The sequence below is a fragment of the Lysobacter humi (ex Lee et al. 2017) genome (genome assembly GCF_054781815.1).
On the sequence record NZ_BAAGTR010000012.1, the window covers coordinates 408,963 to 434,535 of the forward strand.

Genomic DNA, 25,573 nt, shown 5'->3' on the forward strand with positions numbered 1-25,573 from the left:
GCACGGCTCAGGCTTCGCCCGCCGGTGTCCCGCCGTCGCCCGCAGCGCCTGCACGCGCGTCCGCCTCGGCCTTCGCCTCCTCTGCGTCCTCGCGCTGCCGGTCGAAGAAGGCCATCACGTCCTTCATGATCGGCCAGGTGCCGTCGCGCCCGATCGCCGAGACGACGTAGCGCGGCCCCTGCCAGCCCAGCTCGTCGACGATCGAGCCGACGAGCGCGTCGCGCTCCTCGTCGAGCAGCAGGTCGGCCTTGTTGAGAATCAGCCAGCGCGGCTTCTCCAGCAGTTCCGGATCGTGCTTGCCCAGCTCGTGCTCGATCGCGCGCACCTGCTCGGCGGGGCTCACGCCCTCCACCCCGCCTTCCATCGGCGCGATGTCCACGAGGTGCAGCAGCAGGCGCGTGCGCTGCAGGTGGCGCAGGAACTGCGCGCCGAGCCCGGCGCCTTCCGCCGCGCCCTCGATCAGGCCCGGGATGTCGGCGATGACGAAGCTGCGGTGCGGCTCCACGCTCACCACGCCGAGGTTCGGGTAGAGCGTGGTGAACGGATAGTCCGCCACCTTCGGCGTCGCCGCCGACACCGCGCGGATGAACGTGCTCTTGCCTGCATTCGGGAAGCCCAGCAGGCCGACGTCCGCCAGCAGCTTGAGCTCGAGCTTCAGCATGCGCTGCTCGCCCGGCAGGCCCGGCAGCGCCTTGCGCGGCGCGCGGTTCACCGAGCTCTTGAAGTGCATGTTGCCGAGGCCGCCCTTGCCGCCCTGCGCGACGAGCAGGCGCTGCCCGTGCCGCGTGAGGTCGCCGATGACCTCGTCGGTCTCGACGTTGGTGATCACGGTGCCGACCGGCACGGTCACGACGAGGTCCTCGCCACCCTTGCCGTAGCGCTGGCTGCCCATGCCGTTCTCGCCGCGCTGCGCCTTGAACATGCGCTGGTGGCGGAAGTCGACGAGCGTGTTGAGGTTCTCGTCGGCGACGAGCCAGACGCTGCCGCCATCGCCGCCGTCGCCACCGTCCGGGCCGCCGAGCGGGATGAACTTCTCGCGGCGGAAGCCGACGCAGCCGTTGCCGCCGTTGCCTGCGATGACCTGGATTTCGGCTTCGTCGACGAGTTTCATGGATTCTTCCTGGAACGCCGGAGCTGTCCGGCGGATGCCGCGTTCGAGGCGGCAGACTTTAGCGGCTTCGCCGCGTGCGCGCCGCCATCATGAGCGGTGCGCAGAAACGAAAAGCCCCGCCGAAGCGGGGCTCCTCAACGCATCGCGGCGCCGCTTACTCGGCGTTGACGACGCTGACGGTGCGACGCTTCGCCGCGCCCTTCACCGAGAACTCGACCTTGCCGTCGACCAGCGCGAACAGCGTGTGGTCGCGACCGAGGCCGACGCCCGGACCCGGATGGAACTGGGTGCCGCGCTGACGAACGATGATGTTGCCGGCCTCGATGGCCTGGCCGCCGTAGATCTTCACGCCCAGGTACTTCGGGTTGGAGTCGCGGCCGTTGCGGGTGGAACCTACGCCCTTTTTGTGTGCCATGGCGGCGTCTCCCTCTTACTTGTTGCCACCGGCGATGCCGGTGATCTGGATTTCGGTGTAGTGCTGCCGGTGGCCCATCTGCTTGCGATGGTGCTTGCGGCGACGGAACTTCACGATCTTGACCTTGTCGGCGCGGCCGTGGCCGACGACGGTGGCCTTGACGGTCGCGCCCTTCAGCGCGTCGCCGACCTTCACGCCATCGCTGCCGCCGAGCATGAGAACGTTGTCGAAGGTGATCTCGCTGCCGGCGTCGGCCTCGAGCAGCTCGACGCGCAGCGTCTCGCCTTCCATCACCCGGTACTGCTTGCCACCGGTGACCAGTACTGCGTACATGACCAGACTTCCTCTGTAGTTATTGTGGTCGCTGTCCGCGATCGAGCGCAGACAGAAGCGGAATTCTAGGGGATTCAAAGGCTTGCCGCAACGGTCCCGGCCGCCGGGCTTCCGTGGCGGGCGTCTCATCGCGCGAGACGCCCCGGCCCCACCCTGACGCCTGTTCAGGAAGCGGCCGTCGCGCGCTCCGCTCACGCCTTGCTGCCCGCCGGACGGACAAATTGTCCCCGCTGCCCGCGCCCGATACGCTCTCCTGTTCGCCGCGCGACGGCGATCCCCCACCCCAGGATTTACCGATGGCGATGGAATTCATCCGCATCCGCGGCGCGCGGACGCACAACCTGAAGAACGTCGACCTCGACCTCCCCCGCGACAAGCTGATCTGCATCACCGGCCTGTCCGGCTCGGGCAAGTCGTCGCTCGCGTTCGACACGATCTACGCCGAAGGCCAGCGCCGCTACGTCGAATCGCTTTCCGCGTATGCCCGGCAGTTCCTGTCGGTCATGGAAAAGCCCGATGTCGACCACATCGAGGGCCTGTCGCCCGCGATTTCGATCGAGCAGAAGTCGACCTCGCACAACCCCCGCTCGACCGTCGGCACGATCACCGAGATCTACGACTACCTGCGCCTGCTGTTCGCGCGCGTGGGCATCCCGCGCTGCCCCGAGCACCACTTCCCGCTCGAGGCGCAGACGATTTCGCAGATGGTGGACCAGGCACTCGCGCTCGACCCCGAGCAGCGATGGATGCTGCTCGCGCCCGTGATCCGCGAGCGCAAGGGCGAGCATTCGCAGGTCTTCGACCAGCTGCGCGCGCAGGGCTTCGTGCGCGTGCGCGTCGACGGCGCCCTCTACGAGATCGACGACGTCCCGAAGCTCGCGCTGCGTACCAAGCACACGATCGAGGCCGTGGTCGACCGCTTCCGTCCGCGCGACGACCTGAAGCAGCGCCTCGCGGAATCGTTCGAGACGGCGATCAAGCTCGGCGACGGCATGGCGATCGTGCAGTCGCTCGACGACGAGAGGGCCGCGCCGCTGCTGCTGTCGTCGAAGTACAGCTGCCCGGTCTGCGACTACTCGCTGCCGGAGCTCGAGCCGCGCCTGTTCTCGTTCAACTCGCCGGTCGGCGCCTGTCCGACCTGCGACGGCCTCGGCGTGAGCCAGTTCTTCGATCCGTCGCGCGTGGTCGTGCACCCGGACCTCTCCCTCTCGGCCGGCGCGGTGCGCGGCTGGGACCGCCGCAACACCTACTATTTCCAGCTGGTGCAGTCGCTCGCCCGCCATTTCGGGTTCGACGTCGACACCCCGTGGAACGCGCTCGCGGACAAGGCGCGGCAGGCAGTGTTGTACGGCAGCGGCAAGGACGCGGTCACATTCACCTACGTCAATGATTCGGGCGGCCGCTACCAGCGCCGCCACCGCTTCGAGGGCGTGATCCCGAACCTCGAGCGCCGCTATCGCGAGACCGAGTCGGACGCGGTGCGCGAGGAGCTGTCGAAGTACATCAGCGACCGGCCCTGCACCGAATGCGGCGGCGCGCGGCTGAACCGCTCGGCGCGGAACGTCTTCGTCGGCGAGCATGCGGTCGCGCACATCGTGATGCTGCCGATCGACGCGGCGCTGCGCTTCTTCGAGGAGCTGGCCCTGCCCGGCTGGCGCGGCGAGATCGCCGCGAAGATCGTCAAGGAGATCGCCGAGCGCCTGAAGTTCCTCGTGGACGTCGGCCTCGACTACCTCACGCTCGAGCGCAAGGCCGATACGCTGTCGGGCGGCGAGGCGCAGCGCATCCGGCTGGCCTCGCAGATCGGCGCGGGCCTTGTCGGCGTGATGTACGTGCTCGACGAGCCGTCGATCGGCCTGCACCAGCGCGACAACGAGCGCCTGCTGGGCACGCTCACGCGCCTGCGCGAGCTGGGCAACACCGTGATCGTGGTCGAGCATGACGAGGACGCGATCCGTTTGGCGGACTACGTGGTCGACATCGGCCCCGGCGCGGGCGTGCACGGCGGCGCGATCGTCGCGCAGGGCACGCCCGCCGACGTGATGGCCAGCCCGGCGTCCGTCACCGGCCAGTTCCTCAGTGGCGCGCGGAAGATCGAGGTGCCGGCTACGCGCCGCAAGCCGGATCCGTCGATGACGTTCCGCCTGAAGGGCGCGAAGGGCAACAACCTGCGCAACGTCGACCTGGAGATCCCGGCGGGCCTGCTCACGTGCATCACCGGCGTGTCAGGCTCGGGCAAGTCGACGCTGATCAACGACACGCTGTACGCGATCACCGCGAACGAGCTCAACGGCGCATCGATGTCGCCGGCGCCGCACGACGGCTACGAGAACATCGAACTGTGGGACAAGGTCGTCGACATCGACCAGTCGCCGATCGGCCGCACCCCTCGCAGCAACCCTGCGACCTACACCGGCCTGTTCACGCCTCTTCGCGAGCTGTTCGCGCAGGTCCCGGAATCGCGCGCCCGTGGCTACGCGCCGGGCCGCTTCAGCTTCAACGTGCGCGGCGGCCGCTGTGAAGCCTGCCAGGGCGACGGCCTGATCAAGGTCGAGATGCATTTCCTGCCCGACGTCTACGTGCCTTGCGACGTCTGCCACGGCAAGCGCTACAACCGCGAGACGCTGGAGATCCTCTACAAGGGCTACAACATCAACGACGTGCTCGAGATGACCGTCGAGAACGCGCTCGAGCTGTTCGACGCGATCCCGTCGATCAGCCGCAAGCTCGAGACGCTGATGGACGTCGGCCTGAGCTACATCAAGCTGGGACAGAGCGCGACGACGTTGTCGGGCGGCGAGGCGCAGCGCGTCAAGCTGTCGAAGGAGCTTTCGCGTCGGGACACCGGCCGCACGCTCTACATCCTCGACGAGCCGACGACCGGCCTGCACTTCGCCGATATCGAGCAGCTGCTCGGCGTGCTGCACCGCCTGCGCGACGACGGCAATACCGTCGTCGTCATCGAGCACAACCTCGACGTGATCAAGACCGCCGACTGGCTCGTCGACCTCGGCCCCGAGGGCGGGCACCGCGGCGGCATGATTCTGGGCTGCGGCACGCCCGAGGACATCGCGGCGATGCCGCAGTCGTACACCGGCCGCTTCCTTGCGCCCCTGCTCCGACGCGATCAAGCTGTCGCGCCCGCGCCGAGCCCCGGCCGCCGACGCAAGACCGCGAAACGATGACCGACACGCCTGCACCGCCGACCGAGAAGAAGCCCCGCCGCCGCGGCCCGCCGCGCAAGCGCGCGCCGAAGAAGGCGGCAGCGCCGGCCGTGCAGGCGGCGTCCGAAGGCGAGGCGATGAGCCAGGCGCTCGCATCGACCGCGACCGGGGCTGACAGCCTGCGCGCCGACGTGAAGCCGGTGGCGCCTGCAGCGCGCGCGGCGGATGCCGCGACGGCCGATCTGCCGACGACGCATTCGCACTCGGACGACGTGGCTCACCCGGCACCACTGCGTGCAGCAGCGGGGATGGCGGAAGCGGTGTCCGAGGCCGCATCATCTGTGGCCGAGGTTCCGGCCGTCATGGCACACGGCACTACGCCTGCCGTTCCACGTGCGGATCGGGGTGGGCGTGGACGCGGGCCCCGTGCTGCCGCCGAGGCAACTGTCGGCGATGCATCGTCGAGTGATGCTGTATCGCCGCGAGCATCGAAGCATCCCGGCGCGCCGGCCGCACCTGCGCCGGATAAGCAGGTGGAACCGGCCGGGCCGGGTGCCGCGGACGAGGGGCGGCTCGCGTCCGCCGATGTCCCGCCCGCCGACACGCCGCCGGGCGGCGATATCTCTCCGAACGCGAAGGGGCCGATGCCGGGCAAACCGCACATCGACCCCGCCTCGCGACCGTCGGCGGCACCCGCGCTCCAGGCAGCGCCCCGCGAGACCACGCCTGCCGGCCAGCGACGCCTCGTGCGCGTGCCGCTCTCGGTGCGCTGGCGCGATCTCGACGCCTTCAACCACGTCAACAACTCGAAGTACCTCAGCTACCTCGAGGAGGCACGCCTGCGCTGGATGCTCGCGATCCCCGGCATGGGGCTCGACGAGCACGTCGCGCCGGTGGTTGCGGCATCGAACCTGAACTACCGCCGCCCGATCGGCTGGCCGGGCGACGTGCATGTCGAACTCTTCGTGGAGCGGATCGGCGGCAGCAGCCTGACGATCGGCCATCGCATCGTCGACGCGAACGACGGTGGCGCGGTCTACTGCGACGGCAACGTGGTGATGGTCTGGATCGATCGCGAGAGCGGCCGCGCGGCGCCGCTGCCGCAGAGCGTCCGAACCGCCTGCGCCTGAGGCCTACGGCGCGCTGTCGCGGACCGGCGCGTCGACGCGGACGCTGCTGCCGTCGCTGAAGAGGAAGACGAGGCGCACGACCTTGCCGGGCCCCAGCGCGCGCTGGGGTCGCGACAGCATCACGTGCAGGCCTCCGGGTCGGAACGTGACGCGCTCGCGCGTCGGCACGGCGAGCCGCGCGACGGGCCGCATGCGGCTCACGCCGGCATCGACGCGTGTCTCGTGCATGGACACGCTGCCGAAGTCCGGGCTCGAGACGCCGACCAGCTCAATCCCGTCCACGCACCGGTTCTCGATCACCGCGAACGCTGCGCCCATGGGCATCGAGGCCGGCGCCATCCGCACCCACGGCGCCGTGACGACCGGTGCGCAGGGCCGCGTGCGCGCGGCCGCGCCGGACGCGGAGGCGAGCAGGACGAACGCGACGACCAGGTGCCGGAGGTGCATGGCGCGATTGTAGCCCCGCACGGGTGACCGCTCTCGCGCCGCCTGTCCTCGCCGGTTAACCTCCCGGCTCCCCCGGGAGGTCCGCGATGAGTCTCGTGCAGCTCACAGAACACGGTCGCTTCGTCGAGATCCGGATGGCGCGTGCGCCGGTCAATGCGCTCGACCCCGCGCTCTGCGGCGCGGTTCGCCAGGCGCTCGCCGATGCGATCGCCGCCGGGGCCGGCGGCGTGGCGCTCACGGGCGGGCCGTCGGTGTTCAGCGCGGGCCTCGACGTGCCCCACCTGATGGGGCTCGGCCGCGACCGCGAGGCCCTCATGCATGCCTGGGAAGCCTTCTTCGGCCTTGCACGCGCCCTCGTCGCGTCGCCGGTACCGGTCGTGGCCGGGATGGCCGGCCATGCGCCCGCGGGCGGCTGCGTGCTCGCGCTGTGCTGCGACTACCGCGTCATGGCGCGATCGGTGGATCCCGCCAAGCCGTTCCGCATCGGCCTCAACGAGACCCAGGTCGGCCTCGTCGCGCCGGAGGGGATCCAGCGGCTGCTGCGCCGCGTCGTCGGCCCGCACCGTGCCGAGCGGATGCTGGTGGCGGGCGCGATGCCGACGGCGGAGGACGCACTCGCGGTCGGCCTCGTGGACGAGCTGGTCGCCGTCGACGACGTTCCGGCCGCGGCGATCCGCTGGCTCGAGGGCCTCGCTGCCCTCCCCCGCGCACCGATGCTCGAGACGCGCGCGATCGCACGTGCGGACGCCATCGAGGCATTGCATCCGAGGAACGTCGAACTCGAGCGCTTCATCGAGGCCTGGTACTCCGATGCCACGCAGGCCGCGCTCCGCGCCGTGCTCGCGCGCCTCGGAAAGCCGGCCTGAGCCGTCAGGCGCGTTCGATCGGTCGCGCGTCGTCCTCGATCCAGCCGCTCCACGAGCCGGTGTAGAGCCGGGCCCCGTCGAGCCCGGCATGCACCATCGCGAGCAGCAGGTGGCAGGCCGTCACGCCCGAGCCGCAGCTCGCGACCACGGTCGACGGCGGCTGCCCGCCGAGCAGCGCCGTGTATTCACGGCGAAGCGCCTCCGGCGACTTGAAGCGGCCGTCGATGAGGTTATCGGCGAACGGTCGGTTGACCGCGCCCGGGATGTGCCCGGCCTTGCGGTCCAGCGGCTCGACGTCGCCCCGATAGCGCTCCGCGGCGCGCGCATCGACGACGAGCACGCCCGCGGCGGGCTTGGTTGCGAGTGCGTCGGTGTCGATCAGGCGTTCCGCGTCGAACGCGCCCGGGTAGGGCGACGTGCCCGACGGTGGCACCACGTCGGTGAGCGGCAGTCCCGCGCCGCGCCAGGCCGTGAGCCCGCCGTCGAGCACGGCGACACAGCGATGCCCCCAGGCGCGCAGCAGGTACCAGAGGCGCGCGGCGGCGAGTGCACCGGACGCGTCGTCGTACACCACGACCTGGGTGTCCGGGGCGATGCCCAGCCGCCCCAATGTGCGGCCGAAATCGTCGGCCGCGGGCCACGGATGGCGACCGGCGCCCGGCCGGTGGGGGCCGGAGAGGTCCGTCTCCAGATCGGCGAAGCGCGCGGACGGCAGGTGCGCGGCGCGGTAGGCGCCCTCCGCGGCCGACCGCTCGGCGAGCACGACGCGCGCATCGACGATCGCAAGCGGCCGTGTGCCGACGCGTTGTGCGTCCATGTGCGCGGCGAGCGTGGTCGCGTCGACGAGGGTGGTCCAGTAGTCGGTCATCGCAGCGCGTCCAGGCGGTGGCGGAGGTTGAGCAGGATCGAGGCGGTGGCCCCCCAGATCCGCTGGCCCGGGTAACGGTACTCCCAGACCGTCCGCTCGCGGCCGCCCACGGCGAAGCGGCGCGCCTCGACGTTCGCGGGGTCGAGCAGGTAGGCGAGCGGTACCTCGAAGACTTCCGCGACCTCCGCGGGATCCGGTCGCGCGACGTAACACGGGTCGATGCATGCGACGACAGGCATCACGCGGAAGCCGGTGATCGTCGCCAACGGGTCGAGGTAGCCCAGCGGCGTGATGAGCGCGGGCGCGATGCCGACTTCCTCGTGCGTCTCACGCAGCGCGCCCGCGACCGCGTCGACATCGGCGGCGTCGAGGCGCCCGCCAGGAAAGCTCACCTGCCCCGCATGGTTGCGCAGGTCGTCATTGCGGCGGGTGAGCAGTACCTTGGGCCCGTCGTTGCGCGGGACGAGGCCGACGAGGACCGCGGCCTCGGCGGTCGTGGTGGCCGCGACGAGGCCCTCGAGCTCGGCGAGGTTCCAGCCCGCGCCCGTCGGTGGCGTGGCGAGCGGATACAGCGCGCGGACAAGGTCCGCGAGCGCCTCAGGCGCCACGCAGGCGCGTCTCCCGCTCGGGCAGCACGACGTCCATGATGTGCAGGCGCTGCGCATCGCCCAGCTGCGACCACTGCGCGATCTCCGCCAGCGTGCGCAGGCAGCCGGCGCAGTAGCCCTGCGCATCGACCTCGCAGACGCCGATGCACGGGCTCAGCACGGCACGGAACTGGGACATCGGACTCCCCAAAAGACTCGCGCCGGCTCGGGGCCGGCGCGAGGATTCAACACGTCGAAGGCGACGGCGGCAAGCGCCGCGCGCTTACTTGACGCTGACCAGCTTCACTTCGAACTGCACCGCCACGTTCGGCGGCAGGCCGGTGCGCGGGTCCGCGCCGAAGGCCTTGTCCGGCGGCAGGGTGATTTCCCACTTGGCGCCCTGCTGCATCTGCAGGATCGCCTCGCGCATGGCCGGCATCTCGATCTGGCTGACTTTGATGGCTTCCATCTTCTGCGGCGGACGCGCCTGCTGCGGGCGCTCGCCCCAGCCGAACGGACCGGCCACCTCGAGCTGCACCGTGCTCGCCTGCGTCGGCTTGGCACCGGCGCCGTTCTCGATCACGCGGTACTGCACGCCGCTCGGGAGCAGCTTCACGCCCGGCTTGCCCTTGTTGGCCGCCAGGTAGGCATCGCTCTTGGTCTTGTTCTCGGCGGACGCCTTGTCCCACTCGGCCTTGGCCTTCGCCGCCTGGCGCGTCTGCATGCTCTGCACCGCGGTGCGGAGCTGCTCGACGGGCACCGTCGGCTGCTTCTTGGCGTAGGCATCCTGCATCGCCTTGATCACGGTGGCGATGTCGATCTGCTCACCATTCGCGGCGAGCTGCGCGGCACTGAGGCCGTAGTCGTAACCCAGCGCATAGCTGAGCTTGCCCTTCTCGGACGAGGTGTCCTGCGCGGCAGCGACGCCCGCGGACAAGACGAGAGCCGCCGCGGCGACGGCCATCAGACGCAACTTCATTGGGTGGAACCTCCGGAAGAGATGCTCGGTGCGCCACATGCGCATCGGCCTGGAACCCCTGCGATGCGCACCCGACTACAGCCCCGAGTGGCGCGCTAGGATACTGGCGCCCGGCCTTAACCGCCACTGACGCCGACCGTATGACAGCGGGCCGCGCGTCGAGTTCCGTGGCGTTTCAGCCCCCGTTTTCCTTTGTTGGGAACCCCCATGTCCGATACATCCGCACAGCCGGTCGCCACGCAGGACCAGGACGGCGTCCGCATCATCACGGTCAACCGTCCCGACAAGCTCAATGCCCTGAACGCGGCCACCATCGACGCGCTCGATGCCGCGTTTACCGCCGCGATCAGCGACGCGTCTGTCCGCGCGATCGTGCTGACGGGCGCGGGCCCCAAGGCGTTCGTCGCCGGTGCCGACATCGCCGAGATGAACACCCTCACGCCGGTGCAGGGCCGCGACTTCGCCCTGCGCGGCCAGCGGATGATGCGCCGCGTGGAGCGCTCGCCCAAGCCGGTGATCGCGATGGTGAACGGCTTCGCGCTCGGCGGCGGGCTCGAGCTCGCGATGTGCTGCCACCTGCGGATCGCGGCCGACACCGCGCGTGTCGGCCAGCCGGAGATCAACCTCGGGCTCATCCCCGGCTTCGGCGGCACGCAGCGCCTGCTGCGCCTCGCCGGCCGTGCGGCGACGCTCGAGCTGTGCCTGCTCGGCACGCCGATCGATGCGTCACGCGCGTATTCGCTCGGCATCGTCAACCGCGTCGTGCCGGCGGCGGAGCTCCAGGCGCAGACACTCGCGGTCGCGCGGCAGCTCGCGGCGTCCGCACCGCTCGCGCTGCGCGGCATGCTCGACTGCGTGAACCACGGCGGCGAGTGCGGCATCGAGGAAGGCCTGGAATACGAGGCCGCGCAATTCGGCCTGATGTTCTCGACGCAGGACATGCGCGAAGGCACGTCCGCCTTCCTCGAGCGCCGCAAGCCGACGTTCGCGGGCGAGTGACCGCAGCCACCTGCCCGGGCTGCGGCTGCATGCACGGGACCGGTGCGCATGCGCTGGTCGGCGCGTTGCTCGACGATGACGTCGACCGCGCGATCGACCTGGGCCTGCTGGATGCATCGCCCTGCCCCGACTGTGAGCCCGAATGTGCGTCGCGGGTCACGGCCGTTCGCGACGAGCGCCGTGCCGCGCTCGCCGCGCGCGCACGCTTCCGCGCCCGCGAGGCCCGACGTGCACGCCGCGCCGCCGAGCGGCACGCGGCGGCGCAGGCGCCCGCTGCATCAACGCCGGCGAGCCGACCGGCGTTGCCGTCCGCCGCTGCCGATGCCCTCGCCCGGGCGATGGCACGCGCAAAAGGGCGCGCGTGACGCCGCCTCGAGGCGACACGCCCACGGTGCGGGCCGCGCGCGTATCGCGCAGCGCTGCGCGTGGCGCGCCTTCGCAGTCGGCGATGACCGGACCGCCCATCGCCGACGAAGTGCCGGTCGCCGCGGCGCCTCGCCCGCATCGTGGAGCCGGGCCGCGGACGCGATCAGTCCAGACCGGCACGACGGCCGCTGACCGGGCGAAGGCCGCTGACCGGGTAACGACCGAACTGCGCGCAGGGCGTACCGGAGCGCGCAAGCCGATCGGCGCGGCAGAGACACGCAGCCGGCGCACCGGGCCGACGTCGCCTGGCGCGACGACACGCACCGTGCGCACGTCGCCCGCACGAAAGTCTGCCGCGACGGCACCTGCAGGTCCCGCACGACGCATGCGCGCGAAGGAAATCCGCGAGCTCTTCGTGCGGCTGCGCGACGCCAATCCGGTACCGACCACCGAGCTGGAGTACACGACGCCGTACGAGCTGCTGGTGGCGGTCACGCTGTCCGCGCAAATGACGGACGTCGGCGTGAACAAGGCTACGCGGCGCCTGTTCCCGGTCGCCAACACACCGGACGCGATCGCGACGCTGGGTGCCGAAGGCCTGATGCCCTTCATCGCGAACGTCAATTTCCACCGCACGAAGGCCGCCAACGTCGCGGCGATGGCGCGCCAGCTGATCGACCTGCATGGCGGCCAAGTGCCGCGCGACCGGGCCGCACTGGAGGCGCTCCCCGGTGTCGGCCGCAAGACGGCGAACGTGGTGCTCAATACCGCCTTCGGCGAGTCCACCATGGCGGTGGACACGCATATCTTCCGCGTCTCCAACCGCACCGGACTCGCGCCCGGCGCGAACGTGCGCGAAGTCGAGGACAGCCTGCTGCGCGCGATCCCGGACGAGTTCCTGCGCGATGCGCACCACTGGCTGATCCTGCACGGGCGCTATACCTGCAAGGCGCGGCTGCCGGAATGCCCGCGCTGCATCGTGCGCGACCTGTGCCAGTACACCGCCAAGACACCCGGCGCGCCGCCCCCGCTCGAAGTCGCGCCGGCGCGCGTCACGAAGAAAAAAAGCCCCCGGAAGTCCGGGGGCTGAAGAGAGAGCTGGAGAGAGAGGGTGCCGCGGCGACGCGTTACCAGGCGAACTGCGTACGCACCGCGTACTGGCCGGTCTCGTCGCCGTTGACCTCGTTCTCGCCGCGCGTGTAGTTGAACATGAGGCGCATGGCGGGATTGAGGTAGTAATTGACGCCGAGGATCATCGAATTCGCCTCGCGGCGGAAGATGTCCTTGTTCTCGATGTGGTCGTAGCGCGCGGTCAGTTCCCAGATGCCCTTGTCGACGTACTTCGGCGCGCCGAAGACGCCGGTCGCCGGCTTGTAGGCGCGGTGGCCGCCGATGATGTAGGCGCCCTGCACGTACCAGGTCTCGACTTCGTGGTCGGCGCCGATCGGGCGCTCGAAATCCGCCATGACGTACTCGCCCTGCACGAACAGCGGCCCGAACGAGGCGGCGGCTTCGACGCCCATCGCCGTCATGCTGTCGCCGCTCGTGCCGCTGACGGTCGCGATGGTCTGCGAGGGGCCGCGGCGGCCGGCGTAGTTGGCGACGGCGGTCAGGTCCGGCGAGCCGAGATTGAGGTTCTCCGTGCTCGCCCACGCGCCGAGGTGCAACGTGCTCTGCTCGGTGTTGATCGGCGCGAAGGTAACGCGGCCGGAGGCGCCGACGCCTTCGTTGCGCACCGTCGACGCGCCGCGCAGGTTGAAGCCCGTGAACCCGGCGGTGAAGTTGTCCCCGGAGTACAGGTAGCCGATGCCCTGCTGGAACTGACGGCCATTGAACAGGCCCGTCGCCGAGGCGAACGGACGCTCCATCATCAGGATCTCGTTCGAGCTGGTGAGCTCGTCCATCGCGCGGTACGGCTTGAAGTGGCCGATGGTGACGCGGTTCTTGCCGAAGGCCTTGCTGATGTAGAGGTCGCGCAGGCCTTCCAGATTCGTGCCCGCGGCGAAGTCCTGCTCGACCTTGTAGTCCCAGCCGTAGGCCTTGCCCTGGAGCGTGAGGCGCGCGCGGCGGAATTCGGTGGTGCCCGTGGTCGAGGCGACGTCGCGATCGAAGGCATACGCGTCGAACTGGATACGGCCGCCGAGCTGCGCCTCGAACTTGCCGTCGGCCGACGTGATCTTGATGCCGCCCTTGGTGTCGACCTTCGGCGAGCCGACGGTGGCCTTCTCGATGGCCTGCGCGGTGTCGACGTTGACGTCCGACTGCGCGTCGCTGCGCTCCTCGAGCTCGGCGACCTTCGCCTGCAGTGCTTCGAGCTGCGCCTTGAGCGCGGCGAGCTCGTCGTCGCGGCTCTGCGCGCTCGCGTCGAAACTGGTGAGGATGAGGGCGGCCGCGACGGCGGACGCGAGGACCGAAAGACGCATGGAATGAGCTCCTGGATGGATGTTCGACCGGGGTTCGCCGGCGCGTTAAGGCCCGGTGAAGCGGCGCCAGAGTGCACGGCGAATCTGACAGTGAAGTGACAGGCCTCGCGCGTGCAGCGGCCGCGGGAAACGGCCCGATGCCGAGCACCTGACGTCGCGCGGGGCGCGCATTGTCACCCGGTTGTCATGCGACGCACATCGGCCTGTCATACGACGGTCGTCCAATGCCGCTCGACGCCCGGCCCTGCCGGGACCGACTCGCCAGGAGCCGCAGACATGTTCGCCTCGTTCAAGATCCGCCTCGCCGCGCTCGCCCTCGCCGGGGCCGTGGCCCTCCCCGCCCCGGCCGCCGAGATCACCGGCGCGGGTGCCACCTTCATCTATCCGCTCATCTCGAAGTGGTCGTCCGACTATTCGAAGGCCACCGGCCACAAGGTCAATTACCAGTCGATCGGCTCGGGCGGCGGCATCGCGCAGATCAAGGCGCGCACGGTGGACTTCGGCTCGACCGACAAGCCGCTGTCGCCGCAGGAACTCACGCAGGGCGGCCTCTACCAGTTTCCGTCGGCGATCGGCGGCGTAGTGCCGGTCTACAACGTGACGGGCCTGAAGGCCGGCCAGCTGCGCCTCGACGCGGCCACGCTCGCCGACATCTTCCTCGGTGACATCAAGACCTGGAACGACGCGCGCATCGCGGCGATCAACCCGGGCGTGGCGCTCCCCGCGCAGCGCATCACGGTGGTGCACCGCTCCGACAGCTCGGGCACGACGTTCAACTTCACGAACTACCTCTCCAAGGTCAGCCCCGAGTGGAAGACGAAGGTCGGCGAAGGCACGGCGGTGACCTGGCCGGCCGGCGTCGGCGGCAAGGGCAACGAGGGCGTGGCGGCCTACGTGAAGCAGATCAAGGGCGGCATCGGCTACGTCGAGCTGTCGTACGCGCTGCAGAACAAGATCGCCTATGCCCGCATGAAGAACGCGGCGGGCAACTGGGTGCTGCCGTCGGACGAGACCTTCCAGGCCGCGGCCGCCTCGGCGGAGTGGGCGAAGGCGAAGGACTTCTTCCTCGTCATGACCAACGCGCCCGGCGCCAACGCGTGGCCGATCACCGCGACCAACTTCATCCTGATGCAGAAGAAGCCGAAGGACCGCGCGCGCGCCAAGGCCGCGATCGACTTCTTCCGCTGGGCGTATGCCAACGGCGATGCGCAGGCGCGCGCGCTCGACTACGTGCCGCTGCCACAGGGGCTGGTGCAGCAGGTCGAGGCCTACCTCGCGGTCAACGCGAAGTAACCACCGCGATGGCGATTCGGCGGGCGGGCCCTCCGGGGGCCCGTCCGTCGTGGTGACAGCGGCTGCGCCCATGTCATGGCGCTGTAACAAAACCATCATTCAATAGGCCCGACCCGGCCACTCGCCCGGCCGACCCTTTCGGAGCCGCCTCCATGAAGACCGCACGCCGCGCGATCCTCGCCGCGACCATCGCCCTCGCCCTGTCGGCCTGTGGCGGTTCGAACGACGCCGAGAACGGCGCCGCCGCGACCGCGCCGGGTACGGCCGGCACCACGGCCACCGACGCGGGTGACCGCAAGGGCACGGAGATCACGGGCGCCGGCGCGACCTTCATCTACCCGCTCATTTCCAAGTGGTCCGACGCCTACAACAAGGCGACCGGCAACAAGATCAACTACCAGTCGATCGGCTCCGGCGGCGGCATCGCCCAGATCAAGGCCGCCACGGTCGACTTCGGCTCGTCCGACAAGCCGCTGCCGTCCGAGGAGCTCGCCGCGGCGGGCCTGGGCCAGTTCCCTTCGGCCATCGGCGGCGTGGTGCCGGTGGTGAACGTACCGGGCGTGACCGCGGGCCAGCTACGCCTGTCCGGCGCGCTGCTCGCCGACATCTTCATGGGCAAGGTCACGAAGTGGAACGACCCGAGCATCGCGACGCTCAACCCGGGCGTGCCGCTGCCGGACCTGAAGATCAACGTCGTGCACCGCTCCGACGGCTCGGGCACCACCTTCAACTTCGTCAACTACCTGTCGAAGGTCAGCCCGGGCTGGAAGGGCGCGGTCGGCGAAGGCACCTCGGTGAAGTGGCCCACGGGCATCGGCGGCAAGGGCAACGAGGGCGTCGCCGCCTACGTCAAGCAGATCCGCGGCTCGATCGGCTACGTCGAGCTCGCCTACGCCACCGAGAACGGCATGGCGCATACGCAGCTGCAGAACGCGGCCGGCAACTTCGTGCAGCCGAGCATCGAATCGTTCCAGGCCGCCGCCGCGACGGCCGACTGGGCGAACGCGAAGGACTTCCACCTCGTGATCACCGACGCACCCGGCCCGCAGGCCTGGCCGATCGCCGCGACGAATTTCATCCTCATGTACAAGCAGCCGAAGGATCCGGCGCGGCAGAAGGCCGCGCTCGACTTCTTCCGGTGGTCGCTCGCCGAGGGCGCCGACCAGGCGAAGGCACTGCACTACGTGCCGCTGCCGCCGGCCCTCGTGCAGCAGGTCCAGACGTACTGGTCCACCGAGTTCAAGTGATCCCTTCGGCCATTGCCGCATCGCGCCGGGTCGCCCATCGGGGCGGCCCGGTGCCGCATCCGCCCTCCGCCGCGCTCGAGAGCCGACGCCCCGCATGAATCCGACTGCCACCGACGCCGGCTCCAGCCGCGACCTGCGCGCCGACCGTGCCTTCCGCGCGCTCGTCACCGGCGCGGGGCTCGTCGTCCTCGTGTCGCTCGCCGCCGCGATGTTCTCGATGCTCTGGGGCGGCCGCCAGACCTTCGAGAAGTTCGGTCTGGGCTTCTTCACCTCGAAGGCCTGGGACCCCGTGGGCCTCGCGTTCGGCGCGCTCGTTCCGATCTACGGCACGCTCGTCACCGCGCTCATCGCGTTGATCATCGCGGTGCCGGTGAGCTTCGGCATCGCGATGTTCCTGACCGAGATCGCGCCGAAGTGGCTGCGCGGCCCGGTCGGCACCGCGATCGAGCTGCTCGCGGGCATCCCGTCGATCATCTACGGCATGTGGGGCCTCTTCATCCTCGTGCCCTACCTGTCCGAGCACGTCTATCCGTGGGTGGACGAGAACATGGGCACGTGGCCGCTGGTCGGTCCGCTGTTCGCCGGCCCGCCGATCGGCCTCGGCATGCTCACCGCCGGCCTCGTGCTCGCGATCATGATCATTCCCTTCATCGCCTCGGTGATGCGCGAAGTGTTCCTCACGGTGCCCGGGCGCCTGAAGGAATCGGCCTACGCCCTCGGCTCGACGCGCTTCGAAGTCGTCTGGGACGTCGTGCTGCCCTACACGCGCTCGGCGGTGATCGGCGGCATCTTCCTCGGCCTGGGCCGCGCGCTCGGCGAGACGATGGCCGTGACGTTCGTGCTGGGCAATGCGCACGAACTCACCGCGTCCCTGCTGATGCCGGGCAACTCCATCGCCGCGACGATCGCGAACGAATTCGCCGAGGCCGATTCGGACGAATACCGCTCCGCGCTGATCGCCCTCGGCTTCGTGCTGTTCATCGTCACCTTCGTCGTGCTCAGCATCGCCCGCCTGATGCTGCGCAGCCTCGCCCGCAGGGAGGGCGCGTGATGGTCCCGCTCTACGGCTGGCGTGGCTTCAAGAACGTCCTCGCGCAGATCCTCGCCGTCCTCGCGACGCTGTTCGGCCTGTTCTTCCTCGCGTGGATCCTGTGGACCACGCTGAGCAAGGGCATCGCGTCGATCAACGTGGCGCTGTTCACCCAGATGACCCCGCCGCCGGGCGAGGAAGGCGGCATGCTCAATGCCTTCTTCGGTAGCGCGGTGATGAGCCTGCTGGGAATCGTCATCGGGGCGCCGATCGGCGTGCTCGCCGGCACCTACCTCGCCGAGTACGCGAAGGGCAGCTGGCTCGGCGAGACGGTGCGCTTCCTCAACGACATCCTGCTGTCCGCGCCCTCGATCGTGCTCGGCCTGTTCGTCTACACGCTCGTGGTAGCGCAGATGGAGCACTTCTCGGGGCTGGCCGGCTCGATCGCGCTCGCCTTCATCGTGCTGCCCGTGGTGGTGCGCACCACCGACGAGATGCTGCGGCTGGTCCCCACGCAGATGCGCGAGGCCGCGCTCAGCCTCGGCGTGCCGCAGTGGAAGGTCACGCTGCAGGTGCTCTACCGCTCCTCGCTGCCGGGCATCGTCACCGGCATCCTGCTGGCGCTGGCCCGCATCTCGGGCGAGACCGCACCGCTGCTGTTCACCGCGCTCAACAACCAGTACTGGACCAGCGACCTGCTCTCGCCGATGGCGAACGTGCCGGTGGTGATCTTCCAGTACGCGATGAGCCCCTTCGAGACGTGGCACACGCTCGCCTGGGCCGGCGCCTTTATGCTCACCGTCTTCGTGCTGCTGGTGAGCCTGCTCGCCCGCACGATCGTGCTTCGCGGCCGCATCTCCCATGACTGACCTGACTATCCGGACGCCGGCCATGAACGACGCCCCCCGTATCAACGTGTCCGGACGCGAGGCGACCGCCGCCGCGCCGGTCAAGCTCGCCGCGCGCGGACTCGACTTCCACTACGGCGACGCACGTGCGCTGAAGGGCATCGACCTCGAGATTCCCGAAAAGCGCGTCACCGCGCTGATCGGGCCCTCGGGCTGCGGCAAGTCGACCCTGCTGCGCGTCTTCAACCGCATCTATTCGCTGTACCCGAAGCAGCGCGCCAGCGGCGAAGTGCTGCTCGACGGGCAGAACGTGCTCGACCCGAAGTACCCGCTCAACCGCCTGCGCACGAAGGTGGGCATGGTGTTCCAGAAGCCCGTGCCGTTCCCGATGACGATCTACGAGAACGTCGCCTACGGCATCCGCCACCACGAGCGGCTCTCCAAGGCGGACATGAGCGACCGCGTGGAGCAGGCGCTGCGCCAGGCGGCGATCTGGGACGAGGCCAAGGACAAGCTCAATTCCAGTGCCCTCGGCCTGTCGGGCGGCCAGCAGCAGCGCCTGTGCATCGCCCGCGCGATCGCGCTGCGCCCCGACGTGCTGCTGCTCGACGAACCGACCTCCGCCCTCGATCCGATCTCGACCAGCCGCATCGAGCAGCTGATCGAGGAACTCAAGCGCGACTTCACGATCGTCATCGTGACGCACAACATGCAGCAGGCGGCGCGCATCTCCGACTTCACCGCGTTCATGTACCTCGGTGAGCTGGTCGAACACGGCACCACCGAGATGATCTTCTCGAACCCCTCGAAGCAGCAGACCGAGGACTACATCACCGGCCGCTTCGGCTGATCCCCGGATCCACGCAGGACGACACGCCATGGCAGACCACATCCTCAAGAGCTTCGACGCCGAGCAGCAGCGCCTCCTGGAGGAGACCCTGCGCATGGGCGAGATGGCGGCATCGCAGCTCGAGGCCGCGCTCGACGTCGTCCAGCGCCGCGACGACCGCGCCGCCGAGCGCGTGATCGCCAACGACGAGGCGATCGACGCGCTCGAGCACGAGGTCAGCCACGATGTCATGAAACTCGCGCTGCGCGGCCCGATGGCGCGCGACCTGCGCGAGATCCTCGCGGCCATCCGCATCGCGTCCGACATCGAGCGCATCGGCGACTACGCCGCGAACGTCGCCAAGCGCTCCATGGCGCTGAACACGGCGCCCGCGCTGCCGCAGATCGCGACGCTGCAGCTCATCGGGCAACTCGCCGTGCGCCAGCTGCGGGACGTGATGGCCGCCTACCGCGACAGCGACGTCGAAGCCGCCCAACGTGTCCGCGCCGCCGATGCCGAGCTCGATGCGGCCTACACCGGCCTGTTCCGCGCGCTGCTCACCTACATGATGGAAGACCCGCGCGCGATCACGCCCTGCACGCACCTGCTCTTCATGGCGAAGAACATCGAGCGCATCGGCGACCACGCGACCAACATCGCGGAGAACGTCTGGTTCCTCGTGCGCGGCGAGGAGCCGCTGCCGCCGCGCGAGAAGGCCGACGGCAGCAATACCGCCACGCTCTGATCGAGCGAGGCGGGACCGGACGGGCGGCCTCGGGGCCGCCCGTCGTCGTTGGGGAACTGCATCCCGGGGCACGGGGTCCACGTAATGGTAGGGGACGGTGGAGCGCATCCATCGCCCGGCGGCCGTGCCGGCCGTCCGGCGCCCTGCGTCGCGCTAGCATCGCCACACCCTTGCGGCCCTGCCGCCACCCACCCCGAGGTTCCCATGTCCCGATCGACGAAGTCCCCCGCCCTCGCCGCCGCCGTTGCCGGCAGCCTGCTCCTCGCCGGCTCGGCGTTCGCCGCCACCCCGCTCGCGCAGGGCTACATGCTCGGCGCCGATGCCCAGGCCGCCGCCAAGAAGGACGATGCCAAGACCGCCGAGCACAAGTGCGGCGCCGACCACAAAGCCGCCGAGGGCAAGTGCGGCGAAGGCAAGTGCGGTGAGGGCAAGTGCGGCGCCAGCGCCAAGGCGGCCGACGCCAAGGCGGCGGAGGGCAAGTGTGGCGAAGGCAAGTGCGGTGAGGGCAAGTGCGGCGCGTCAACAGGCGACAAGAAGGCTGGCGACACGAAGGCCGCCGAAGGCAAGTGCGGCGCCGCCTGATCGCCGATGACGGCCGCCGTCGCCACGCTCGCGCCTGACGCCGTCGGCCTCGGCCTGCGGCGGGCCCTGCTGGGTCCGCTGCGGGCGGCTGCACCGGGCGACTTCGACTTCCTCGAGGTCGCCCCCGAGAACTGGATGGGCGTCGGCGGCGCGCTCGGCGAGGCCTTCGAGGACCTCGCGGCGCGCCATCCGATCATCTGCCATGGTCTCTCGCTGTCGCTCGGCGGCGCCGGCGAGCTCGACGAGACGTTCCTGCTCAAGCTCCGCCGCTTCCTCGACCGCCATCGCGTACCGCTCTACAGCGAGCACCTCAGCGCCTGCAGCGACCCCCAGGGCCAGCTCTACGACCTGATGCCCCTGCCCTTCAACGACGCCGCCGTCGAGCACGTTGCGGAGCGCATCCGGCGAACGCAGGACGTGCTGTGCCGGCGCATCGCCATCGAGAATATCTCCTACTACGCCACGCTCGACGCCGACGCACCGGGCGCGATGACCGAAATCGATTTCGTCAACGCCGTGCTCGACCGCGCCGACTGCGACCTGCTGCTCGACGTCAACAACATCGTCGTCAACGCGACCAACCACCGCTACGACGCGCTCGGGTTCCTGCGCGCGCTGCCCGGCGAGCGCGTCGCGTGCATCCACGTCGCGGGCCATTACGACGAGGCCGACGACCTCAAGATCGACACGCACGGCGCCGCGGTGAGCGATCCGGTCTGGGCGCTGCTCGACGAGGCCTATGCGCTGCTCGGTCCGCGCCCGACGCTGCTCGAGCGCGACTTCAACCTGCCGCCGTTCGACGAGCTCGTCGCGGAACTGGGGGAAGTGCGCTGTCGCCAGGCCGCAGCAAGCGCGATGCGCCGTCGTGCCGCCTGAGCCCGGCGTTCGTGGGCTCGCCGCGCGCGATGCACTCGGCGCGTGGATCCGCGACCCCGAGAATGCACCCCCGCCGGCGGGCATCGAACCGCGCCGCCTGAAGATCTACGCCGAGCTCTTCTACAACGGCATCGAGGGCATGCTCGCGCAGGCCTTTCCCGTGATCCGCGCGACGCTTGGCGATGCCGCCTGGCATGCCCTCGTACGCGACTTCATGCGCGAGCATCCGGCGCGCACGCCGCTGTTCACCGAGCTCGCGCGCGAGCTGCTGCGGTATCTCGAATCGCGTGCGGAATCCGACCGCGGCGATCCGCCATGGCTGCCCGAGCTCGCGCACTACGAATGGATCGAGATGGCGCTTCAGATCAGCGAGGCCTCGATCGACGATGTGCCGCACGATTTGCAGGGCGATCTCCTCGCCGGCCGGCCTGCGCTGTCGCCCCTCGCGAAGCCCCTCGCCTACGCTTGGCCCGTGCATCGCATCGCCCCGGGGCAGGTGCCGGTCGCGCCGGAGCTCACGCTCCTGCTGGTGCGGCGCATGCCCGACGGGGGCATCGCCTTCAGCGCGCTGAGCCCGCTCACGTACCGGCTGCTGCAACTCGTCGACGAGGCGCCGGAGGCGACGGGCCAGGCGCTCCTGGAAGCACTCGCCGCCGAAGCCGCGGCACCCGACACCTCCGCGTTCGTGCGGCAGGGCGCCACGATGCTGGAGACCCTGCGCGCCGACGGCACCCTGCTCGGCACCCGTCGCTGACGGCACCGCGGAGGCGTCTGCTAGGCTTTGCGCCCGCCGTCCGGACCGCCCCGCCTCCCCGTGTCCGCCCCGCCCACGCTCGCTTCGCGCTTCCGCGGTTTCCTGCCCGTCGTCGTCGACGTCGAGACGGGCGGCTTCGACTGGAACCGGCACGCCCTGCTCGAGATCGCGGCGGTACCGCTCGACCTCGATGCGGACGGGCGCATCGTGCCCGGCCCGACCACCAGCGCGCATGTCGTTCCGGCGGCGGGTACCGAGATCGATCCGAAGTCGCTCGAAGTGACCGGGATCATCATCGACCACCCCTTCCGCGACGCGAAGCCGGAGCGCCAAGCGCTCGAGGTCGTGTTCACGCCGATCCGCGCAGCGATGAAGAAGCACGGCTGCCAGCGCGCGATTCTGGTCGGCCACAACGCGCACTTCGACCTCAACTTCCTTAACGCGGCGGTCGCGCGCTCCAGGCATCCGCGCAATCCGTTCCACCCGTTCAGTGTTTTCGACACGGTCACGCTCGCGGGCGTGGCGTACGGGCAGACGGTGCTCGGCCGCGCGCTTCAGGCCGCGGCGATTCCGTGGGACGCCGCCGAGGCCCATTCGGCCGTGTACGACGCCGAGCGCACCGCCGAGCTCTTCTGCGGGATCGTGAACGCGTGGCCGATGCTCGGCAGGCGCGCGGCGGCGGAGCCGGCTGCGGCGATCGAGCACCGGGCTGCAGCGTCTGCCGGGGATCCGCAGCTTCCTTGAAGCCGCGGAGCGTCGGCGGCATGCAGGCGCGCGTGTGATGGAGGCAGGATGTAGCGACGAAGTCTGCGTCGCGCCTTCGCGACGTCACTGCGCGATGCCGGCACGCATTCCCGATCGACGACCGGCAACGCCGTGGCGCGGGCGCGGGCCTCGGTCGCCGCCGGCGCGCCAGGATGGGCGCTGCGACCGCCATGAGCCGCGCCGCCCCGATGCGGCGACGCATCCGGCGCGGCATGATGCCGCGCCGATCCTCATCCGATCAGAGCGTGATCCCGCCCGTCGCCACCGGAGCCGACGACGGCGCCTGCGGCGGCGTCTTCCCGGCCGGCTCGAGCGTGACGGCGAGCACCGAACCGCCGGCAAGCTCGCCGCGCATCTCCTTAGGCACCTCGACCCAGTGCGAATGCTGCACGTTGACGAAGCCGAGCACGCGCGGCGTGCCGCCCTGCGGAATCAGCCAGAGCACCGGCAGGCGGTCGCCCGTCTTGGTCCCGCCCGGCATCGGCACGAGCCACATGCCGCCGCTGTCGCGGTCGATGCTGGCGAGGAACGCCGGCGAGCCGTCGTCGTGCACGAGCTTGGTGACCGGCAGCAGCGGCATGTCGGCGAGGCCCTGCGCCACGCGCGCGGGTTCCGGCGTCGGCGCCTGCACGATGGGCGGGGCAGGCTGCGGCTGCGGCGCCACCTGCGGACGCATCAGCACCACGGCAGCGAGCGCGGCGGCGGTCGCGAAGCCCGCCGCGGTGGCGCCCTGCCACAACCGCAGGCGGCCGCGGTCGGCACCGCCCGCCACCGGCGACCAGCCCAGCCGGCTACGCACGCGCGGCCAGACGTGCACCGGCGGCTCGACGGGTGCGAGCTCGTCGTTGACGGCGTCGAGCCGCTGCGTCCAGTCATCGACGAGCCGCGCGAACGCAGGCTCGCGACGCGCACGCTCGCGTGCCTCGCGAAGCCGGGCGGCATCGAGCACGCCGAGCGCATATTCGGCGGCGAAGAGGTCCGCGGAGGGCGGATCGCGATCAATGTCGTGTTCGCGCATCGTCATGCCTCCAGGCACGCACGCAGCTGGAGCAGGCCGCGTCGGATCCAGCTCTTCACCGAGCCGAGCGGCGCGCCGCTGCGCGTCGCCAGCTCCTCGTAGGTCGCACCTTCGAAGAACGCGGTGCGGATGAGTCCCCGACGACGGTCGTCAAGACGCTGCAGGCACCGCTGCAGGCGCTCGCGCTCGGTGGACGCCTCCGCCGCGTCGATGGGTGTGTCGCCGCCATCGGGCAATTCGTCGCCGAGTTCGAGCGCCGTCGTGCGGACCGCGTGGCCCGGGGAGCGCAGCCGGTCGATCGCCCGGTTACGCGCGATCATCGACATCCAGGCCATCGCGCTGGCGCGACCGGGATCGAACTGGTCGGCCTTGTGCCAGAGCGAGGTAAACACCTCCTGCAGCACGTCCTCCGCCTCCGCGCGATCCGGCAGAAGGCGCAGGCAGATGGCGAACAGGCGCGGCGACGCCAGACGGTACAGCCGCTCGAAGGCGCTGCGGTCGCCCTGGGCGACGTCAGCAAGCAATCCGGCGAACGCGTCGGCGTCCGTCTCGCCCGAAGGCGGCGCAGTGGTGAGCATGAAGGCCCCGGTGAAGCAGTGACTGGACTGGAGATACATCGGGCCCCCGACTGACGACGCCAAAGGCTGAACGGTTATGCCACGCACCGCTCCACCCCGGCAAGCGCACGCGCGATACGGCGCGTTCCCTGGTCTCTACGTCGACGGCCTCCTACCGGATGCAGGCGAAGGTTGCGAGCCGGTCAGGGCCCGCCTGGCGGCACCTCGCCACGCGACTGCGCGCGGCGCACCCGGCGCGCCCGCAGCCCGCGCACGATCCCGTAGGCGCTCACGGCCACCCATGCGAGTTCGAGCAGGAATACCGAAAGGTTGAACGTGCCGAGCAGCGAAACCAGCACGCCTGCGGCGCCGAACAGGTTGAGGAGCTGGTAGACGAGCCCGTCGCCGCGCAGCCGTCCGGCCTGCAGCAGGAAATAGGCGAGCAGGATCGCCACGGTGCCGCCGAGGCCGACGATGTCGTACCACGCGAGCGCGATGACCGGATCAGTCGTCATGCGAGGCTCCGCTGCCGCACGGCCTCGAACAACGTGATCCCCGTGGCGACGGAGACGTTGAGGCTCTCGACGCCCGTACCGGCCGCACCGGGCATCGGGATGGAAACGAGGCCGTCGCAGTTCTCGCGCGTGAGCCGGCGCAGCCCGTCGGCCTCGCCGCCGAGCACGAGCGCGACGTTACCTCGCAGGTCGACCGAGTACAGCGAGGCGTCCGTCTCGCCCGCCAGCCCGTAGAGCCAGACACCCTGCTGCTGCAGGTCGCGCATCGCGCGCGCGAGATTGGTGACCGGCACGACGGGCACCGCGTCGGCCGCACCGGCCGACGTCTTGCGTACCGTCGCATTCACCTGCACCGACTTGTCCTTCGGGATCACCACGGCCGTCACGCCGGCCGCCGCGGCGCTGCGCAGGCAGGCGCCGAGGTTGTGCGGGTCCTGCACGCCGTCGAGCACGAGCACGAGCGCGCGGCCCTGCGCCGACTCGACGAGCTCGGTCAGCTCGCTCTCCGACCACGTGCGTGCGGCGACGTAGCGCGCGACCACGCCCTGGTGGCGCAGCCCGCCGGTCGTGCCGTCGAGCGCCTGCGTGGCCACGCGGCGCACCGGGATGTCCATGCGCCGTGCCTGCGATTCGATCTCCTGCAGGCGCGGATTCTTCGCGCCGGCCTCGACCAGCACCTCGCGCACGTTTTCCGCATCGTTCTGCAACGCGGCGCCCACGGCGTTGATGCCGGCGATCCACTGGTTCTGCTTGCTCATGGGCCTATTGTGCGCGCAGGCAACGAAATGGGCCACGCGCCGGCGGGTCGCGGCGCGCGGCGCGCGGC

Annotated in this window: 25 protein-coding genes and 3 pseudogenes; 16 read left to right on the forward strand and 12 right to left on the reverse strand. The window is 70.3% G+C overall.

What is annotated here, in order from left to right:
- Positions 1 to 7: 7 nt before the first annotated feature.
- From cgtA to rplU, 3 genes are all read right to left on the reverse strand, one after another.
- Entirely contained in the window at positions 8 to 1,111 is a 1,104-nt protein-coding gene (gene cgtA, locus ACYVJJ_RS12925) for an Obg family GTPase CgtA (protein ID WP_460834140.1), read from the reverse strand.
- Positions 1,112 to 1,265: 154 nt separating this feature from the next.
- Positions 1,266 to 1,526 carry a 50S ribosomal protein L27 gene (gene rpmA, locus ACYVJJ_RS12930; RefSeq protein ID WP_460834142.1) on the reverse strand — a complete coding sequence of 87 codons (261 nt, stop codon included), beginning with the start codon at positions 1,524 to 1,526 and terminating at the stop codon, positions 1,266 to 1,268.
- A gap of 15 nt (positions 1,527 to 1,541) precedes the next feature.
- Positions 1,542 to 1,859 (reverse strand): 50S ribosomal protein L21, encoded by a 318-nt coding sequence (gene rplU / locus ACYVJJ_RS12935; RefSeq protein WP_460834144.1) that lies wholly within the window; start codon positions 1,857 to 1,859, stop codon positions 1,542 to 1,544.
- A gap of 296 nt (positions 1,860 to 2,155) precedes the next feature.
- Between rplU and uvrA the strand changes: the two are divergent.
- Together uvrA and ACYVJJ_RS12945 are read left to right on the forward strand one after the other, a co-directional pair.
- Positions 2,156 to 5,023 (forward strand): annotated as a pseudogene (gene uvrA / locus ACYVJJ_RS12940) (excinuclease ABC subunit UvrA); the annotation flags it as partial.
- A 644-nt stretch (positions 5,024 to 5,667) separates the two neighbouring features.
- Positions 5,668 to 6,153 (forward strand): acyl-CoA thioesterase, encoded by a 486-nt coding sequence (locus ACYVJJ_RS12945; protein ID WP_460834146.1) that lies wholly within the window; start codon positions 5,668 to 5,670, stop codon positions 6,151 to 6,153.
- Positions 6,154 to 6,156: 3 nt separating this feature from the next.
- On the opposite strand, the gene ACYVJJ_RS12950 is transcribed toward ACYVJJ_RS12945, so the two are convergent.
- A complete protein-coding gene (locus ACYVJJ_RS12950; protein ID WP_460834148.1) occupies positions 6,157 to 6,600 on the reverse strand; it encodes a copper chaperone PCu(A)C in 444 nt (147 codons plus the stop codon).
- An 86-nt stretch (positions 6,601 to 6,686) separates the two neighbouring features.
- Between ACYVJJ_RS12950 and ACYVJJ_RS12955 the strand changes: the two genes are divergently transcribed.
- Positions 6,687 to 7,466, forward strand: coding sequence for an enoyl-CoA hydratase/isomerase family protein (locus tag ACYVJJ_RS12955; RefSeq protein ID WP_460834149.1), 780 nt, complete (start codon positions 6,687 to 6,689; stop codon positions 7,464 to 7,466).
- Positions 7,467 to 7,470: 4 nt separating this feature from the next.
- On the opposite strand, the gene ACYVJJ_RS12960 is transcribed toward ACYVJJ_RS12955, so the two are convergent.
- From ACYVJJ_RS12960 to ACYVJJ_RS12970, 3 genes and pseudogenes are all read right to left on the reverse strand, one after another.
- A complete protein-coding gene (locus ACYVJJ_RS12960; RefSeq protein ID WP_460834151.1) occupies positions 7,471 to 8,334 on the reverse strand; it encodes a sulfurtransferase in 864 nt (287 codons plus the stop codon).
- Positions 8,331 to 9,120: pseudogene (locus ACYVJJ_RS12965) on the reverse strand (CoA pyrophosphatase). Before ACYVJJ_RS12965 ends, ACYVJJ_RS12960 begins: the two are co-directional and overlap by 4 nt.
- An 84-nt stretch (positions 9,121 to 9,204) precedes the next feature.
- Positions 9,205 to 9,900: an FKBP-type peptidyl-prolyl cis-trans isomerase N-terminal domain-containing protein gene (locus ACYVJJ_RS12970; RefSeq protein ID WP_460834153.1), complete on the reverse strand. Its 696-nt coding sequence runs from the start codon at positions 9,898 to 9,900 to the stop codon at positions 9,205 to 9,207.
- A gap of 207 nt (positions 9,901 to 10,107) precedes the next feature.
- On the opposite strand from ACYVJJ_RS12970, the gene ACYVJJ_RS12975 reads away from it, so the two are divergent.
- From ACYVJJ_RS12975 to nth, 3 genes are all read left to right on the forward strand, one after another.
- Positions 10,108 to 10,899 carry an enoyl-CoA hydratase/isomerase family protein gene (locus ACYVJJ_RS12975; RefSeq protein ID WP_460834155.1) on the forward strand — a complete coding sequence of 264 codons (792 nt, stop codon included), beginning with the start codon at positions 10,108 to 10,110 and terminating at the stop codon, positions 10,897 to 10,899.
- Positions 10,896 to 11,264 (forward strand): hypothetical protein, encoded by a 369-nt coding sequence (locus ACYVJJ_RS12980; protein ID WP_460834157.1) that lies wholly within the window; start codon positions 10,896 to 10,898, stop codon positions 11,262 to 11,264. Before ACYVJJ_RS12975 ends, ACYVJJ_RS12980 begins: the two co-directional genes overlap by 4 nt.
- 386 nt (positions 11,265 to 11,650) lie before the next feature.
- Positions 11,651 to 12,355, forward strand: coding sequence for an endonuclease III (nth, locus tag ACYVJJ_RS12985; RefSeq protein ID WP_460834159.1), 705 nt, complete (start codon positions 11,651 to 11,653; stop codon positions 12,353 to 12,355).
- Positions 12,356 to 12,392: 37 nt separating this feature from the next.
- Here nth and ACYVJJ_RS12990 read toward each other — a convergent pair whose 3' ends face one another.
- Complete coding sequence (locus tag ACYVJJ_RS12990) at positions 12,393 to 13,688, reverse strand: OprO/OprP family phosphate-selective porin (RefSeq protein ID WP_460834161.1); 1,296 nt, start codon at positions 13,686 to 13,688, stop codon at positions 12,393 to 12,395.
- A 276-nt stretch (positions 13,689 to 13,964) separates the two neighbouring features.
- On the opposite strand from ACYVJJ_RS12990, the gene pstS (ACYVJJ_RS12995) reads away from it, so the two are divergent.
- The 10 genes and pseudogenes from pstS (ACYVJJ_RS12995) to rnt form a co-directional block, all read left to right on the forward strand.
- The gene (gene pstS / locus ACYVJJ_RS12995; protein WP_460834162.1) at positions 13,965 to 14,981 is read left to right on the forward strand and encodes a phosphate ABC transporter substrate-binding protein PstS; all 1,017 of its coding nucleotides are present in this window, start codon (positions 13,965 to 13,967) and stop codon (positions 14,979 to 14,981) included.
- 152 nt (positions 14,982 to 15,133) lie between these two features.
- A complete protein-coding gene (pstS, locus tag ACYVJJ_RS13000; protein ID WP_460834164.1) occupies positions 15,134 to 16,228 on the forward strand; it encodes a phosphate ABC transporter substrate-binding protein PstS in 1,095 nt (364 codons plus the stop codon).
- Positions 16,229 to 16,322: 94 nt separating this feature from the next.
- A complete protein-coding gene (pstC, locus tag ACYVJJ_RS13005) occupies positions 16,323 to 17,279 on the forward strand; it encodes a phosphate ABC transporter permease subunit PstC (RefSeq protein ID WP_460834166.1) in 957 nt (318 codons plus the stop codon).
- Positions 17,279 to 18,127, forward strand: coding sequence for a phosphate ABC transporter permease PstA (pstA, locus tag ACYVJJ_RS13010; RefSeq protein ID WP_460834168.1), 849 nt, complete (start codon positions 17,279 to 17,281; stop codon positions 18,125 to 18,127). Before pstC ends, pstA begins: the two co-directional genes overlap by 1 nt.
- Before the next feature lie 22 nt (positions 18,128 to 18,149).
- A complete protein-coding gene (gene pstB, locus ACYVJJ_RS13015) occupies positions 18,150 to 18,956 on the forward strand; it encodes a phosphate ABC transporter ATP-binding protein PstB (protein WP_460834170.1) in 807 nt (268 codons plus the stop codon).
- A gap of 28 nt (positions 18,957 to 18,984) precedes the next feature.
- Complete coding sequence (gene phoU, locus ACYVJJ_RS13020) at positions 18,985 to 19,680, forward strand: phosphate signaling complex protein PhoU (RefSeq protein WP_460834171.1); 696 nt, start codon at positions 18,985 to 18,987, stop codon at positions 19,678 to 19,680.
- Between the two features lie 204 nt (positions 19,681 to 19,884).
- On the forward strand, positions 19,885 to 20,262 hold the full coding sequence (locus tag ACYVJJ_RS13025) for an HvfA family oxazolone/thioamide-modified RiPP metallophore (RefSeq protein WP_460834173.1): 378 nt from the start codon (positions 19,885 to 19,887) through the stop codon (positions 20,260 to 20,262).
- 6 nt (positions 20,263 to 20,268) lie between these two features.
- The gene (locus tag ACYVJJ_RS13030; RefSeq protein ID WP_460834175.1) at positions 20,269 to 21,138 is read left to right on the forward strand and encodes an HvfB family MNIO-type RiPP peptide maturase; all 870 of its coding nucleotides are present in this window, start codon (positions 20,269 to 20,271) and stop codon (positions 21,136 to 21,138) included.
- Positions 21,128 to 21,892, forward strand: coding sequence for an HvfC family RiPP maturation protein (locus ACYVJJ_RS13035; protein ID WP_460834176.1), 765 nt, complete (start codon positions 21,128 to 21,130; stop codon positions 21,890 to 21,892). Before ACYVJJ_RS13030 ends, ACYVJJ_RS13035 begins: the two co-directional genes overlap by 11 nt.
- A gap of 60 nt (positions 21,893 to 21,952) precedes the next feature.
- Positions 21,953 to 22,549, forward strand: a pseudogene (gene rnt, locus ACYVJJ_RS13040) (ribonuclease T); the annotation flags it as partial.
- Between the two features lie 346 nt (positions 22,550 to 22,895).
- On the opposite strand, the gene ACYVJJ_RS13045 reads toward rnt, so the two are convergent.
- The 4 genes from ACYVJJ_RS13045 to rlmB all read right to left on the reverse strand — a co-directional run bounded on the left by ACYVJJ_RS13045 (position 22,896) and on the right by rlmB (position 25,505).
- On the reverse strand, positions 22,896 to 23,675 hold the full coding sequence (locus ACYVJJ_RS13045) for an anti-sigma factor (RefSeq protein ID WP_460834177.1): 780 nt from the start codon (positions 23,673 to 23,675) through the stop codon (positions 22,896 to 22,898).
- A 2-nt stretch (positions 23,676 to 23,677) separates the two neighbouring features.
- Entirely contained in the window at positions 23,678 to 24,253 is a 576-nt protein-coding gene (locus tag ACYVJJ_RS13050) for a sigma-70 family RNA polymerase sigma factor (RefSeq protein WP_460834693.1), read from the reverse strand.
- A 182-nt stretch (positions 24,254 to 24,435) separates the two neighbouring features.
- The gene (locus ACYVJJ_RS13055; RefSeq protein WP_460834179.1) at positions 24,436 to 24,747 is read right to left on the reverse strand and encodes a CBU_0592 family membrane protein; all 312 of its coding nucleotides are present in this window, start codon (positions 24,745 to 24,747) and stop codon (positions 24,436 to 24,438) included.
- Positions 24,744 to 25,505, reverse strand: coding sequence for a 23S rRNA (guanosine(2251)-2'-O)-methyltransferase RlmB (gene rlmB / locus ACYVJJ_RS13060; RefSeq protein WP_460834181.1), 762 nt, complete (start codon positions 25,503 to 25,505; stop codon positions 24,744 to 24,746). The genes ACYVJJ_RS13055 and rlmB overlap by 4 nt, the downstream gene beginning before the upstream one ends.
- Between the last annotated feature and the right edge of the window lie 68 nt (positions 25,506 to 25,573).

Excerpts from the sequence above, each read along its gene's own strand:
- cgtA (WP_460834140.1), bottom strand. The coding sequence starts at position 1,111 with ATGAAACTCGTCGACGAAGCCGAAATCCAGGTCATCGCAGGCAACGGC.
- rpmA (WP_460834142.1), bottom strand. The coding sequence starts at position 1,526 with ATGGCACACAAAAAGGGCGTAGGTTCCACCCGCAACGGCCGCGACTCC.
- rplU (WP_460834144.1), bottom strand. The coding sequence starts at position 1,859 with ATGTACGCAGTACTGGTCACCGGTGGCAAGCAGTACCGGGTGATGGAA.
- ACYVJJ_RS12945 (WP_460834146.1), top strand. The coding sequence starts at position 5,668 with ATGCCGGGCAAACCGCACATCGACCCCGCCTCGCGACCGTCGGCGGCA.
- ACYVJJ_RS12950 (WP_460834148.1), bottom strand. The coding sequence starts at position 6,600 with ATGCACCTCCGGCACCTGGTCGTCGCGTTCGTCCTGCTCGCCTCCGCG.
- ACYVJJ_RS12955 (WP_460834149.1), top strand. The coding sequence starts at position 6,687 with ATGAGTCTCGTGCAGCTCACAGAACACGGTCGCTTCGTCGAGATCCGG.
- ACYVJJ_RS12960 (WP_460834151.1), bottom strand. The coding sequence starts at position 8,334 with ATGACCGACTACTGGACCACCCTCGTCGACGCGACCACGCTCGCCGCG.
- ACYVJJ_RS12970 (WP_460834153.1), bottom strand. The coding sequence starts at position 9,900 with ATGAAGTTGCGTCTGATGGCCGTCGCCGCGGCGGCTCTCGTCTTGTCC.
- ACYVJJ_RS12975 (WP_460834155.1), top strand. The coding sequence starts at position 10,108 with ATGTCCGATACATCCGCACAGCCGGTCGCCACGCAGGACCAGGACGGC.
- nth (WP_460834159.1), top strand. The coding sequence starts at position 11,651 with ATGCGCGCGAAGGAAATCCGCGAGCTCTTCGTGCGGCTGCGCGACGCC.
- ACYVJJ_RS12990 (WP_460834161.1), bottom strand. The coding sequence starts at position 13,688 with ATGCGTCTTTCGGTCCTCGCGTCCGCCGTCGCGGCCGCCCTCATCCTC.
- pstS (WP_460834162.1), top strand. The coding sequence starts at position 13,965 with ATGTTCGCCTCGTTCAAGATCCGCCTCGCCGCGCTCGCCCTCGCCGGG.
- pstS (WP_460834164.1), top strand. The coding sequence starts at position 15,134 with ATGAAGACCGCACGCCGCGCGATCCTCGCCGCGACCATCGCCCTCGCC.
- pstC (WP_460834166.1), top strand. The coding sequence starts at position 16,323 with ATGAATCCGACTGCCACCGACGCCGGCTCCAGCCGCGACCTGCGCGCC.
- pstA (WP_460834168.1), top strand. The coding sequence starts at position 17,279 with ATGGTCCCGCTCTACGGCTGGCGTGGCTTCAAGAACGTCCTCGCGCAG.
- pstB (WP_460834170.1), top strand. The coding sequence starts at position 18,150 with ATGAACGACGCCCCCCGTATCAACGTGTCCGGACGCGAGGCGACCGCC.
- phoU (WP_460834171.1), top strand. The coding sequence starts at position 18,985 with ATGGCAGACCACATCCTCAAGAGCTTCGACGCCGAGCAGCAGCGCCTC.
- ACYVJJ_RS13025 (WP_460834173.1), top strand. The coding sequence starts at position 19,885 with ATGTCCCGATCGACGAAGTCCCCCGCCCTCGCCGCCGCCGTTGCCGGC.
- ACYVJJ_RS13030 (WP_460834175.1), top strand. The coding sequence starts at position 20,269 with ATGACGGCCGCCGTCGCCACGCTCGCGCCTGACGCCGTCGGCCTCGGC.
- ACYVJJ_RS13045 (WP_460834177.1), bottom strand. The coding sequence starts at position 23,675 with ATGCGCGAACACGACATTGATCGCGATCCGCCCTCCGCGGACCTCTTC.
- ACYVJJ_RS13050 (WP_460834693.1), bottom strand. The coding sequence starts at position 24,253 with ATGCTCACCACTGCGCCGCCTTCGGGCGAGACGGACGCCGACGCGTTC.
- ACYVJJ_RS13055 (WP_460834179.1), bottom strand. The coding sequence starts at position 24,747 with ATGACGACTGATCCGGTCATCGCGCTCGCGTGGTACGACATCGTCGGC.
- rlmB (WP_460834181.1), bottom strand. The coding sequence starts at position 25,505 with ATGAGCAAGCAGAACCAGTGGATCGCCGGCATCAACGCCGTGGGCGCC.